Source organism: Cytobacillus praedii (genome assembly GCF_001439605.1).
Classification (GTDB): domain Bacteria; phylum Bacillota; class Bacilli; order Bacillales; family Cytobacillaceae; genus Cytobacillus; species Cytobacillus praedii.
Window position 1 is genome coordinate 25,999 of sequence record NZ_LMBX01000018.1, and the last position, 12,804, is coordinate 38,802.

Genomic DNA, 12,804 nt, shown 5'->3' on the forward strand with positions numbered 1-12,804 from the left:
TTGAATTATAATAAGATAATAAAATAGTATAAATGTTTCATATCTTTACATATTTTAGCTCTATTGAACTATAACTTCGTCAAGAGATAAAGGAGGGCAAACGGATGAAAGGGGTAAAAAAGAAAAATATTAAGAGGACAAAAAGCACAAGAGGTAAAGGAAGCAAAAATCCAATTCGTGCGATTACACAGTTCAAAATTTGGAGAAATTTAAAACTTGGCCAGAAATATGGTGTAGCTTTATTTATCACAATAGGACTTTTTTCTATCTCTACTATTATTACATTCGGGCTATTAAGTATAGCTAATTCACAAATGAATTCTGTTGAAGAAACGGGTGAGAAGGCGATAAAAATTACCGAAGCGACAGCAAGCTTTCATTATAAAGGGAGTACAATCGGTAACTTTATTATTGATTCCAATCCAAAGCACTTAAAGAATTTTGATGAACTAACGAAAAAGTTTAATGAACTTAAAAAGGAAATAACCCCAGCGCTGACATCTAATAAATCAAAACAGCTGCTAAATGATATAAGTAAAAATGATGATGAAATCAACAGGCTTTTCTATGAAGTTATAGAACCTCAAGTAAAGCTTCACCATGTAAGGGAATACCGGCTTGGTAAGCTTAAAGCAGACGATAAGATAGCTGAAACAGTAGTTAAATTGGACTCTTTGAGTGATTCGTTAAAGTCTGATCAGGAAAAAGCGATAAGCTCTGCTAAGGCAAGAATCGTTCTAACGTTAATTGTATTAGGTATATCTATTTTAGTTTCAGCTGGATTAGGGATTGCTAGCATTCTTTTTATTGGGAAGATCATTTCAAATAAACTAGGTCATATTGTCCACCTATCTAATGAAATCGCAGCAGGTAATTTGAATGTAGATGCTATTGAATATGATGGGAAAGATGAAATTGCTGAATTGAGCAAGGCAACGAACTCTATGAAGGAAAGACTTCAATCAATGATACAAGAAATCTCAGCTGTTTCAAGTTATGTGACTGAAAAAAGCAGCGAATTAAATATTGCTGCGAATGAAGTCGGGGCTGCTAGTCAGCAAGGCGCTTCTACTATGCAGGAACTTTCAAGCGGAGCGGAGGATCAGGCGAGTGCAGCTACAGAATTGGCAAGGATGATGGATGACTATTTAATGAAAGTAGAGGAAGCGACAAAAAGCGGGTATAAGATTAAATCTGCCTCAACTGAGGTTCTAACAATGACGAAATCTGGAGATACGCTCATGAGGGAATCTCAAGAACAGATGACTGTTATTAATGAAATAATGAAAACCTCTGTTAATCGTGTAAATGGACTAGATGAACAAACACAAAAAATCTCCAAGCTTGTTCAGGTAATACATGATATTGCAAATCAAACAAATTTACTTGCTTTAAATGCAGCGATAGAAGCAGCCAGGGCAGGAGAACATGGAAAGGGCTTTGCGGTAGTAGCAGATGAAGTTCGTAAACTAGCAGAGCAAGTTTCATTGTCTGTTGCAGATATTACAACCATAGTGAAAGGAATTCAAACGGAATCCAATAATGTAGTTTCTTCGTTGCAGACTGGATATACACAAGTTGAAAAAGGAACAGAGAAAATTCAATTAACAGGTCAAACGTTCCAGAAAATATATCAAGCGGTAAATATGATGTCTGGGACAATCAATGATATTTCTGATAGCCTTGATCAAGTTTCTAAAAGCTCGACATTGATGAATCAATCCATTGAAAATATTGCCGCAGTGTCGGAGGAATCAGCTGCAGGAATTGAACAAACAAGTGCTGCTATCACACAAACCAATCTTGCAATGGAAGAGATTTCTGACAACGCGAATTCCTTATCAGAGCTTGCTGATCAATTAAATACCATGATTTCAAAATTTAAACTTTAACAAAAATGGGTGCCAGTTATTTTGCTGGGGCCCCTTTTTTCATTAATAATTTCACAGATATTTACATATATTTGGCAGGGTTTTAGATGAATATGTAGAAGTAGTCAATGATGCAGATCCCAGTAGGAGGGGAAAACAATCATGACTTTGAATGAAGGGAAATATTTGAATAGCTTTGATAAAACGATAAAAAAAAGCAGTATAAATGAGAAAATAAGCAAAGATTTATATAAGGACTTGTTTATTGAGGCACTAGAGGGAATTGTGTTTTGGTCAGGAAATGGAAAAATTGTTAAGGCGAATGAGGCAGCATGCAGGATATTTGAAAGCAGTAAGGAAGAGCTAGTATCGAAGAATCTTAAGGAGTTTGTTTATTCGAAAAGATCTAAGTTTATGAAGATTGTGAACCAGCTTTTTGAAAGGGGATCGATACGGGATGAACTTGATTTTTTAATGCCAAATGGACAAATAAAGTCACTCGAATTTACTGCTAAGCTAAACTCTGTAGATGGGTATCATATGACAATTTTTCGCAATGTTACTGACCGGCATCAGATGGAAAAAGAACTTCGTGAGAGTGAATTAAAATTCCGTAAAGTATTTGAGGAAGCGTTGGAAGGAATGATACTCTGGAACGAAAAATATGAAGTGGTCGATATTAACCAAGTTGGAATGAGTATGCTTCATCTCTCAGGGAAATCTTTAATTGGTCAATCGATTATTAAATTGATAGAGGATTATAATGTAAATAAGGAAGAATTATATCATCATTTTGAAAATGTAAGAAATAATGGATATGCAAATGGCGTTCTGCTAATAAATTTAAAATCTGATCGGAAAATTCACATTGAATTCTCAGCTAAACATAATGTTTTTTCGAAACTAAGCTTAATTTCCTTTAAGGATATTACCGATAAGCTTGAAATGGAAGAGCAGCTCAAAAAGTCAGAAACATTAAGTGTTGTTGGAGAACTGGCTGCTGGAATTGCACATGAAATTCGGAATCCAATGACTGCACTCAAAGGTTTTATCCAATTATTAGAAGATGGTATCCAAGAGGATCATTCGATGTATTTTAATATTATTTCTTCAGAATTGGAGAGGATTGATTCAATTATTAATGAATTTTTGATTCTTTCAAAACCTCAAGCAGTAAAATTTATTAGAAAAGACATAACCGAAATAATGAAGGAGACAGTTGATTTTTTAAAAGCTCAAGCTGTGTTACATAATGTCCAAATTCAAACTTTCTTTGAAAAGGAATTACCTTTTATTTTTTGTGAACCTAACCAAATGAAAAAGGTATTTATCAATTTAATTAAAAATGCAATTGAGGTAATGCCAAAGGGAGGTACGGTAACAGTTAGAATGGAGTCGGCATTAAACCATACCATTCATATCTCTATTAAGGATCAAGGGGCTGGAATTTCTAAAGATCAAATTAAAAAGCTTGGTCAACCCTTTTTTACAACTAAGGAAAAGGGAACTGGTTTAGGATTAATGGTTACTTATAAAATAATTGAAGAGCATAAGGGATCAATTGTAGCAGAAAGTGAAATGGGAGTCGGAAGCATATTCCATATCTATTTACCAGTTTATAAAGAAAAATAAAGGAGAAAACACTTAGAAATTTGTTGATCTTTGTCGGATTACCCTTAATTTTTATAGAGAATTTTGTCGAAAAAATTATTTAGAGGAGAAGATTGTCTAATTTTGCGAATCTATTTACATTTATTCAAATTCTTGTAATAATGCTTCAAGTAGAATAATTTTGTAGAAATAGAGAACAGGATTGGATGGGGGAAAAAGATGGGGGAGAACAGGAAAAAAATATTAACCCAAATTCAGGAGAAGAGAGAAAGAATGATAGATTCGGCTAAAAAGTATGGCTATACAAGTGAATACACTATTCGCTGCAGTGAGGAACTAGATCAATTAATCTTTGAATATCAGCAGCAAAAACAAAATGATAAGAAACAAAAGCGAAAGATTAAATTTTCTTTCAGGCTGCTGATAACAACTTGGCGAGAAAAATTAGTAGAAGCTAAGTATCAAGCTCATTCATAAATTAACAAATGAACTCCGTCTGCTTTCCCCAAAAAGTCCCTAAACCGTAAGAATTACGGCTTAGGGATTTTTTTGTCATTCCTAGAAGATATCGATTAGCAATATCATAAATAACAGTCCAATTATAAAGGAATAAGTAGAGGTTCTTTCATTCCCATCTCCATGGCTTTCTGGAATTAATTCTTTATAAACGATAAAGAGCATGGCACCTGCTGCAAATGACAATCCGTAGGGAACTAGAAAGTCGACATAAGCTGTTAAATAATAGCCTAATAAACCAGTCACAATTTCGATGGCACCTGTCAAGGTTGCAATAATAAATGCTTTAAATTTATTTATTTTTTGGTTAACTAAAAATAAAGCAACAAGAAAGCCCTCAGGCGCATTCTGAAGCCCGATGGCAAACGCAATTAAATTGCCTGTATCTTCAACACTTGACGCATAGCTGACCCCAACAGAAAGACCCTCGGGAATGTTGTGAAGTGTGATTGCAGAAATGATAAGCATCGCTTTTTCGTCAAATTCAATCCCTTTTTTTGAATGCTGAAGGTCAATATGAGGTATATTTTTTTCTAACAGGGTTAGGGCTAATACTCCTAGAAAAATCCCAATTGATAGCTGGAGGAAACCGCCATTATTCAAGGCCTCAGGAATAAGCCCCATTGTCGAGGCAGCCATCATAATCCCAGCAGTGAAGGCTAATAAGATATCCCGCCACCGATGAGTAACGGAATCAGACATAAATAGAATAATTAGAGCGCCAAGACCTGTTGAAAGGGCTGAGAGAACGCTGCCGATGATTACATCACTCATTTTTTTCCCTCATTTCTATTTGTAAGATAATTATAAGAGTGAAATCCTTGAGAGACAATTAATAAATTCATTTTTGGAACAAAAAGAATGGTATTATGTGATTTTTATCATAGTGACTTCTATATTTTCCTAATAGAATATAACAATAAATGCAAGCTTTACCAAAAGGAAATTCACCTTTGTATAACTCCAGACATTTTAATGTTTTTTCCACAAACATAATTTATTTTATACAGAATCTAATAATGGGTTCATATAAAATCTTCACAATTCCTTTTTAGTATTCTCAAACACCAAGAGAAAAACTCATTTCTGCTAGTCTATCTATATTTATGATTAAAGCTGAAAAACTTGAAAACAATTCAATTTTTTGAAAGCAAATATGGGACAAGCTATTTTGTTAATTGTTAGTACTATGCGTGTGTTGCGTAACATATATCGTAATACACAGTATTTTTACATAGAAGAAAGCGTTTTCAAAAGGGCGGTGTTTGCTTAATCATATTTAATGTAAAAAAGGTGGAATCTATTCAATCACCAGCATGTTAATGGTCATTTTCAAAATTGCATATTGGGAGGGAATAAATTAATGCATATTGTCGTCTGTGTAAAGCAAGTTCCAGATACAAAGATAATTAAAATTAATCCAAAGACAAACACCCTTGATCGAAGGAGTGCTCCAGCAATATTAAATCCATATGATGCTCATGCAGTACAAGAGGCTGTGAAAATTAGAAAAATGGTTGGAGAAGGCACCATTTCTGTCCTTTCGATGGGGCCGCCACAAGCTACAGCTGTCATCAAAAAAAGCATTGAGATTGGCGCCGATAAAGGCTATTTAATTTCTGATCGCGCATTTGCGGGAGCAGATACCTTAGCGACAAGTTATGCATTATCCAAAGCACTTGAACGAATAGCAAAAGAAGAACCAGTTGATCTAGTTATATGCGGGCTGCATGCGATTGATGGGGATACTGGGCAGGTTGGTCCAGGAATAGCCAGGAGAATGGATATTCCACCGGTAACAAATGTTATCGAGGTCACCGAACTAAATGAAAAAGAAAAAACAATTCTATTAAAAAGGAAACTAGCAAATGGATATCAATTAATACAAGCTGACTATCCATGCTTAATGACGGTTGGAAAGGAGATTAACGAGATTGAGTATTCTCCGATGCCAAATATGATTAAAGCAGCAAGATATGAGCCAATCATTTGGTCGGTTAATGATCTTGAAAATGTCAATCGGCCACAATTAGGATTAAAAGGCTCACCAACAATTGTCGGAAAAATGTTCACTCCTCCGAAACCAGAAGGCGGGAAAAGGCTAGAAGGAAATTCTGATGAACAAGTAAATCAGTTAATGGAAGTATTACAAGATAAAAAGGAATTATTCTTAACAGCTCGATAATCTAATCATTTTAAATATCTAGCTTCAGTGCCAATGCCCCTCGATGGTCTACAGCCAATCCTCCAAAAAAGGTTAAGAGCACCTTTTTCGTGAGGCTTGACTTATGCTTATCAGGGCTAAGAACAAAGGAAAGCTTCAATGAGTAATCCGCACAGGAAGAATCTGCATTTTAATTGTTCCGAAGGCGCTTATGCTTTTAAATTAGGAGGGGTCTGAATGATTGAGGAATACCGTGGGGTTTGGGTATTCATAGAGCAGAATGACGGAGAAATTGAGGGTGTCTCCTTAGAACTATTAGGAGCAGGAAGGAAGCTTGCTGATAAACTGGAAGTTACTTTGTCTGGAGTATTATTAGGTCACGATGTAAAGGCACTTTGCCCTGAAATTATTGCATATGGGGCAGATGAGGTTTATGTAGTGGATCATCCCATTATGAAGGATTACCGGACAGAATCCTATATGAAAGGAATTATGCTTCTTGCAGAAAAGTACAAACCTGAGATTTTTCTTTACGGTGCCACCCCAAATGGAAAGGACCTTGCAAGTGCAGTTGCGACTGATTTAAGCACGGGATTAACAGCAGATACAACGATGCTCGATGTTGACTTAGAAAAGAGGCTGCTTGAAGCAAGCCGTCCGGCATTTGGTGGAAATATCATGGCAACAATTTTATGTAAGAAGCACCGTCCACAAATGGCAACTGTCAGACCAAAGGTAATGAAGGCACTAGATCGTGATACTAGTAGAACAGGTAAAATAATTGAAGAAGAAATAGATTTAAAAGAGGAAAATATGCGCACAAAAGTGCTAAAAGTTGTGAAGGATGTCACAAAGGTGGCAAGTTTAGCTGATGCACATGTGGTTGTTGCCGGTGGGAAGGGATTGGGCGACATACATGGGTTTCAGCTTATTCATGAACTAGCAGATACAATTGGAGCAAGTGTTGGAGGAACAAGGGATGTAGTAGAAGCTGGATGGCTCCCTCATGAGCTTCAGGTCGGGCAGACTGGGGAAACGATTACCCCAAAAATATATTTTGCTATTGGCATCTCTGGCGCAATCCAGCATGTCGTAGGTATGAAGAACTCAGAATTTATTATCGCCATTAATAAAGATCCTAATGCCCCTATATTTGATGTAGCTACTTATGGGATCGTTGGCGACGCAATGGAAATAGTCCCTAAGTTGATTGAACAATTCAAGAAGTTGCGTAAAGAAAAAGGCGGTGAAGTTAGTTATGTCTGAAAAATTTGATGTCATCGTTGTAGGTGCTGGCCCGGCTGGAACTTCCTGTGCGTATACATGTGCAAAAAATGGATTAAAAGTACTGCAGATTGAAAGAGGTGAGTATCCTGGCAGTAAGAATGTAATGGGGGGAGTATTGTATAGAAAGCAGATGGAAGAGATTATTCCAGAGTTTTGGAAAGAAGCACCACTTGAAAGACCCGTTGTTGAGCAAAGATTTTGGATGATGGATAAAGAATCAGTTGTTACTTTTGGTTACAAAGGTCTTGAATGGGGTGTGGAGCCATATAATAACTTCACAGTCCTCCGAGCACCTTTTGATCAGTGGTTCGCAAAGAAAGGCATTGAGCAAGGGGTATTGTTAATTACTGAAACGGTCGTTTTGGAATGTATAGTGGAAAATGGGAAAGTAATAGGTGTAAGAACAGATCGCCCAGATGGAGAAGTATATGCAGATGTTGTGGTCCTTGCTGATGGGGTCAATTCACTACTTGGAAAACAGCTGGGTTACCATAATGAGTTCCGTCCAGATGAAGTTGCCTTAACCGTTATGGAGGTAATTAATCTGCCTAAGGAAAAAATCAATGACCGATTTAATTTAGAGGATAATCAGGGCTGTACAATTGAGCTCTTTGGGGATTCTACGAAAGGGAATCTTGGAACAGCTTTTATTTATACAAATAAAGAGAGTATTAATATTGGTGTTGGAACAACACTTTCAAGCATGATAAAAGCAAAATTAAAGCCCTATGATTTATTGGATTATTTAAAGACGCATGTCATGATTAAGCCATTTCTTGAAGGCGGAGAATCTGCTGAATATTTAGCCCATCTTATACCAGAAGGAGGATATCATTCTGTTCCTAAAGTAGCAGGGAATGGTGTTTTATTAGTGGGAGATGCGGCCCAGCTTGTTAATGCAATCCATCGGGAAGGATCTAATATGGCTATGGCGTCTGGAAAAATGGCAGCTGAGACCATTGTTGAAGCAAAAAGCAGAAATGATTTTAGTGAATCAACTTTAAATATATATAGGGAAAAACTGTATGACAGCTTTATTATAAAGGATCTTGAAAAATATAAAGATGCGGCACATACGTTTGAAAATCATCCACAGTACTTTAAAGACTACGTGCCGATGATGAATCAGGCAGCTAGTAAATTTTTTACAGTAGATGGAACGTCTAAGAGGGAAAAGCAGAAACAAATCATGCGCAGTATCACAGGAGAAAGAGGTACTCTAAAGGTTCTTCAAGATATGTATCGTGCATGGAAGGCGGTGAAATAATGTCGACAAAAACGATTGAGGAAAAACAGTATTTAATTCGTTTTAAGGCCGATAAGAAATCGCATTTAACAGTTTTGGATCATGATGTATGTATGACGAAATGTCCAGATAAAATATGCACGATCTTCTGTCCAGCTGAAGTTTATAAGTGGGAAGGTTTAAGGATGCAGGTTGGATATGAAGGCTGCCATGAATGCGGCAGCTGCCGCATTGGATGCCCATATCAAAATATTAAATGGGAATATCCTAAAGGCGGACACGGAATTGTTTTTAGGTTAGCGTAGAGCTAATAAAATAGATTAAAAAGGAGCATTCACGAGTATGTGGATGCTCCTTTTTAATCTATAAGCCTAACTATTGATCTTAAGATATATCTTGTCAAAATATAAAGGGGTTCTACTAAATCTATTCCAATATCAATGATATCAAATTTTTTGTTTGATTTTTTTTGTCCTTTACCCTTCATAAAAAATCGCCTCCATATCTATTCGTACGAAAAGGAGTTTGTAAAAGTTCCATTGATTTTCATTTTTCATTGCATTTTTTAATGGGAAAATTGAGTATATCTCTATATGTATGTTATTTCACAAGAAGAACTAAAAAGAGGAAATCAAAAAAGGAAAAGTATTGATTTTAACTAACATCTTCTTTATTTTTTGTGGTGAACAACTTGCCGTTCTTGCCAGAGTGTTCCAATGCATTTGCATGTTCATATGCTTGATGAATACAATTATAAATAGAGGATGTGTAGCAGGAGGTATTCCATGAAAAGCTTCCATTTGCATCAGATGGATAGATCGTAACAATCCAGGTGTAAAATTCATTTTCTAAATCTTTTAGTTGCCCTTCAAGTGCGATAAGCCAATGAGTAGGTATTGTATGCTTATGTTCCGAGGTTTCTTTATAATGATAAAGGTCATTTAATCCAATTGGAATTAATGCTTTTTGGTAAAAATCTCTATAGTTAGCCCCATTCATTATTCCCGCTCCTTTCCGTAAAAAATAGTTATAACTTATTTTATTATATGTTAATAAGCGTCAATATTTCGAATAATATGTTAAAACTTTAAGAATGTTGATTTGGAAATAAAAAAGAGGATCCCCATTGGGATATCCCCTCATTTTTTTTAAGAATTCCACTCATTTACCTTTTGATCAGATGGCAGCAGCAGGGTAAGGAGTCCCAATAATGGCAAGAAGCCAGTCAAAATCATTGTGTTTGAAATGCCAATTCTATCTGCTAAATAACCTATGACGATGGAGCCGATAGCTCCCATTCCAAAAGCAAGTCCTACCGTTAAACCTGCCATCGTACCGATTTTTCCAGGAACAAGCTCCTGTGCGTATACAACAGTTACAGAGAAGCTTGACATTAAAATAAACCCTGTAAGCAAGAGAAGTATAAAAGCAGCGAATGGTGGTACAAATGGAATAAGAATCGTTAAAGGTGCGGAGATAATCATTGACAGGAATATGATTAGTTTCTTACCAAACCGGTCTGCCAATGGCCCGCCGAAGAATGTTCCGAGAGCACCTGCTACTAAAAATGTGAAAAGAAAAATTTGAGATTGCTTGATTGAGAAAGAATATGTCTCAATCGTATAAAAGGCATAATAATTTGTCATTCCAGATATATACCAGGAACGTGCAAAGATTAAGAATAGGATAAGGACTAATGAAAACCATATTGCCTTTGAAAGTCCTTTTTGATTGGCACTCTCTTTTTTGTTCGGTTTTTTTTGTAAAGCATTATGCGTCTCTAAGGTCTTCGCATACCAAAAAGCGATATATAGTAGCAGACCAACAGCGACAGCAGCAACAGCAGTAAACCAAGCAGCACCAATTTGACCTAATGGGACGAGAATTAATGCAGTAATCAGCGGGGCCATTGCTTGCCCGCTATTCCCTCCCACTTGGTATATAGACTGAGCCAGACCGCGTCGTGAGCCAGCTGCTAAATAGGCAACTCTAGAGCCTTCAGGATGAAAAATTGCAGAGCCAAGACCGATGAAAAGAACGGAGAGGACAATCCATTCAAAACGTGGTGCAAGTGCAAGGCCGAGTACTCCACACAATGTAAATGTTAAACCGATTGGCAGCGCAAAAGGCATTGGTTTCTTATCTGTCACCATACCTATAACTGGCTGTAGAATAGAAGAAACCATGTTTAACGCAAATGCGATTAATCCAAGCTGTGTAAATGATAGCCCCATAGACTTCTCCAATATTGGAAACATGGCTGGAATAATTGCCTGAATGGAATCATTTAAAAGGTGACAAACACCAATGATAAATAATATTTTGTAGGATGTTTCACGATTCTGTGCCATTGTCCGGGCAATGGCTGCTGTGTTGCTCATTGTTCAGGACTCCTTTAAATAAGATTTAAAAACATTTTGGGTCTCTAAATATATATAATACAAAAAATCTATAGTTTTCAATATTATTTTGATTATTAAGGTAAACTAATGTTTGTAAAAAGAAATAGAGCCATTTTCGATTGGCTCTATTTCTTTATTTTAATCATTTTTTTTGAGCGGTAAAAAAATATCAACTTGCGTTCCTTTATTCACTTTGCTTGTTAAGTGAATTTCTCCGCCAAAAGACTGGATAATCCTTTTGCAGACTACAAGACCTAGTCCAGTTCCAAACTCCTTAGAAGTGTAGAATGGCTGGAAGATTTTTTCAAGTGCTTCATCAGGTATTCCTATTCCGGTGTCGGTTATTTTTATATGGCACTTGTTTGGAAGCTCGATAAGCTTAACTGTTAACAAGCCGCCAGCCTGCATGGATTCAAAAGCATTTTTTGTTAAGTTAAGCAGTACTTGCTTTAATTGATCTTTTGTGCAATCAATAAGCAGCGGCACATCTGGGATAATTGACTGATATTTTATATTGTTTAAATTTGCTTCAGAAATAATTAAAGGTTCTATATCAATGATGATTTTACGCAAATCCATGATTTCTGTTTTTTGAGCGGTAGGCTTACCTAAAATAAGAAATTCACTGACAATTTCGTTAATACGGTTAATTTCATCGTTTATGACAGAGAAGTAGTATTGATCTTGTTCATTTGTATATTTTTCACTTAAAAGTTGGACAAGTCCTTTAATACCTGTTAACGGATTTCGGATTTCGTGGGCTGTACTTGCCGCTAATGTTCCAACAAGTTCGAGCTTTTGAAGTTCATTTTCCTTTTTCTCTTTTGCTGCCTGCCTTTTAAGCATTAAATATTTGATGAATAGAAAAAGAATATGAAATGCAAAAATGATTTGAATAATGATCATGATCGCATTTTTTATTAGTTCATTGATGTTTCTTTTTGGTACTTCAACTTTAATGTTCCAAGGAACTCTATCTATAGGAATGGAAATCGAGTGATCTTTGGATAGTTCGTCAGTACCGTCGATATTAATATCCATTATCACAGCCCCAGTTGGGTTGGTAACCGAAAGCTTAGTATCAGGAGTAAGCACTTTCATAATATTTTGAACATAATCAACTCGTAAATGTGCAATAAGAATATACACTAATTGGCCCTTTTTGTCTAAAACAGGTTTCCCAACTCCAATGACCTTTTGACCATTTATCAGTGTTTCTTGATGATCAGAAATAATAAGATCCTTTGTGCGGTTAATTTCCTTTATATATTCATTCTCTGATAAATTTGAATCCTTTAAGAAGGAATTAGATCCAGTAATAACTGTTCCATTCGGATCAAGTAAATAAATGCCTCCATATCGTGGGTCCTTCCAATGGGTTTTGAGCAGGAGCGGCTCAATTTTTTCCGGCGTTTGTGCTACAGTTTCTGCAGTTATAGCGAGTATATCTAATGAAGTTACGGTTTCAGCAATAAATTGATCCCAGCTTTTTTGATGAATGGATGCAACCCAACGCGCTTGCTCTTTCCGCTCGTGGTTATCAAGATCAATTGCTTTATTAAAGTAATATAATAGACTGATAAGTGTTGGAATAATAACTATGATAATGTATAAAAGGAAATTTTGATTATGTCTTTTCATTTAATGACCCCATATTGTAAGTTTAATACCAGTATAGTATATCATTAATAGGAATTTTTCGTTTTA

11 protein-coding genes are annotated in these 12,804 nt (G+C 36.0%); 7 read left to right on the forward strand and 4 right to left on the reverse strand.

Annotated features, from left to right (window positions below; genetic code table 11):
* The first annotated feature begins 104 nt into the window (after positions 1–104).
* The 3 genes from ASU02_RS17860 to ASU02_RS17870 all read left to right on the forward strand — a co-directional run bounded on the left by ASU02_RS17860 (position 105) and on the right by ASU02_RS17870 (position 3,959).
* A complete protein-coding gene (locus ASU02_RS17860; RefSeq protein WP_057766124.1) occupies positions 105–1,892 on the forward strand; it encodes a methyl-accepting chemotaxis protein in 1,788 nt (595 codons plus the stop codon).
* A 141-nt stretch (positions 1,893–2,033) separates the two neighbouring features.
* On the forward strand, positions 2,034–3,503 hold the full coding sequence (locus tag ASU02_RS17865; RefSeq protein ID WP_057766125.1) for a PAS domain-containing sensor histidine kinase: 1,470 nt from the start codon (positions 2,034–2,036) through the stop codon (positions 3,501–3,503).
* A gap of 198 nt (positions 3,504–3,701) precedes the next feature.
* The gene (locus tag ASU02_RS17870) at positions 3,702–3,959 is read left to right on the forward strand and encodes an aspartyl-phosphate phosphatase Spo0E family protein (protein ID WP_057766127.1); all 258 of its coding nucleotides are present in this window, start codon (positions 3,702–3,704) and stop codon (positions 3,957–3,959) included.
* Positions 3,960–4,040: 81 nt separating this feature from the next.
* Here the strand turns inward: ASU02_RS17870 and ASU02_RS17875 are convergent, their stop codons facing one another.
* Complete coding sequence (locus ASU02_RS17875) at positions 4,041–4,772, reverse strand: ZIP family metal transporter (protein WP_057766129.1); 732 nt, start codon at positions 4,770–4,772, stop codon at positions 4,041–4,043.
* 589 nt (positions 4,773–5,361) lie between these two features.
* Between ASU02_RS17875 and ASU02_RS17880 the strand changes: the two genes are divergently transcribed.
* The 4 genes from ASU02_RS17880 to ASU02_RS17895 all read left to right on the forward strand — a co-directional run bounded on the left by ASU02_RS17880 (position 5,362) and on the right by ASU02_RS17895 (position 9,000).
* Entirely contained in the window at positions 5,362–6,183 is an 822-nt protein-coding gene (locus ASU02_RS17880) for an electron transfer flavoprotein subunit beta/FixA family protein (protein ID WP_057766131.1), read from the forward strand.
* 216 nt (positions 6,184–6,399) lie between these two features.
* Positions 6,400–7,428, forward strand: a complete 1,029-nt coding sequence (locus ASU02_RS17885) for an electron transfer flavoprotein subunit alpha/FixB family protein (protein WP_057766133.1) — start codon at positions 6,400–6,402, stop codon at positions 7,426–7,428.
* Positions 7,421–8,716, forward strand: coding sequence for an FAD-dependent oxidoreductase (locus ASU02_RS17890; protein ID WP_057766135.1), 1,296 nt, complete (start codon positions 7,421–7,423; stop codon positions 8,714–8,716). Before ASU02_RS17885 ends, ASU02_RS17890 begins: the two co-directional genes overlap by 8 nt.
* Entirely contained in the window at positions 8,716–9,000 is a 285-nt protein-coding gene (locus ASU02_RS17895; RefSeq protein ID WP_057766138.1) for a ferredoxin family protein, read from the forward strand. Before ASU02_RS17890 ends, ASU02_RS17895 begins: the two co-directional genes overlap by 1 nt.
* 349 nt (positions 9,001–9,349) lie before the next feature.
* Here ASU02_RS17895 and ASU02_RS17900 read toward each other — a convergent pair whose 3' ends face one another.
* The 3 genes from ASU02_RS17900 to ASU02_RS17910 form a co-directional block, all read right to left on the reverse strand.
* Positions 9,350–9,694: a hypothetical protein gene (locus tag ASU02_RS17900; RefSeq protein WP_057766140.1), complete on the reverse strand. Its 345-nt coding sequence runs from the start codon at positions 9,692–9,694 to the stop codon at positions 9,350–9,352.
* A gap of 149 nt (positions 9,695–9,843) precedes the next feature.
* Entirely contained in the window at positions 9,844–11,076 is a 1,233-nt protein-coding gene (locus ASU02_RS17905) for an MFS transporter (protein ID WP_057766141.1), read from the reverse strand.
* 159 nt (positions 11,077–11,235) lie between these two features.
* A complete protein-coding gene (locus ASU02_RS17910; protein ID WP_057766143.1) occupies positions 11,236–12,738 on the reverse strand; it encodes an ATP-binding protein in 1,503 nt (500 codons plus the stop codon).
* Positions 12,739–12,804 lie beyond the last annotated feature (66 nt).